Raw genomic sequence first — 724 nt, forward strand, 5'->3', positions numbered from 1 at the left:
AGACCGCCAACGATGTGCGGCGTGTAGTCGTTCAGCGTTACGTCAACGTCGGAGTCGCCGTTGCCGCCTTCTTCGAGCGACAGGATAGCCGAGAAGCCGTTGCCACCGGTGAAGGTGTAGCTGATCAGGTTGGTGCGGTAGCCGCCAGCGAGGATCACGTCGTCGTTGATGACGTTGCCGAGGTAACCGGTGAAGGTTACGAAGGCCGATTCGTCAAGACCAACGCGCAGGCCGCCGAGCTGGATGTAAGCATAACGCAGCGAGCTGTTTTCGCTCGAGCCGTATGCGTCTTCTTCGCCGTCGCCGCCGCCGTTCCAGTTGTAACGCAGTTCGGTGAAGGTCTTCAGAGTACCGAGTTCGGTTTCCGAAGCGGTCGAGAAGCGAAGCGTTGCACGAGCAGTCTTGGCCCAGGTGTCACGATCCTTGCCGCCGCGAGCGAGCGAGTAACCGTTTTCAGCGTCATAAGAAAGACGGCCGCCGCGAGCGTACACATCGTCACCACCGGTTGCGTCGTAACGAACATAACCATGGATACGCAGGCAGGTTTCGGTGCCCGGGATGTAGAAGTAGCCAGCGCCGTAAGCATCGCAGACGCGGACATATTCAACGGCTTCTGGCTCTGGCGCGACGATTGCGTCGGCAGCCTGAGCGCCGGAAGCTGCAACCAGAGCTGCAGCGGAGCCAAGGAGAAGGCTCTTGATGTTCATTTCTGACCTCCAGTCAA

At 59.4% G+C, this 724-nt stretch carries 1 protein-coding gene; it reads right to left on the reverse strand.

The window, feature by feature from the left end; translation table 11 throughout:
- A partial coding sequence (locus F9K91_RS25575; RefSeq protein ID WP_167522292.1) for a porin occupies positions 1–707 on the reverse strand: 707 nt, incomplete at its 3' end.
- Between the last annotated feature and the right edge of the window lie 17 nt (positions 708–724).

It is taken from the genome of Brucella tritici, assembly GCF_008932295.1.
In the GTDB taxonomy this organism is placed as follows: domain Bacteria; phylum Pseudomonadota; class Alphaproteobacteria; order Rhizobiales; family Rhizobiaceae; genus Brucella; species Brucella tritici.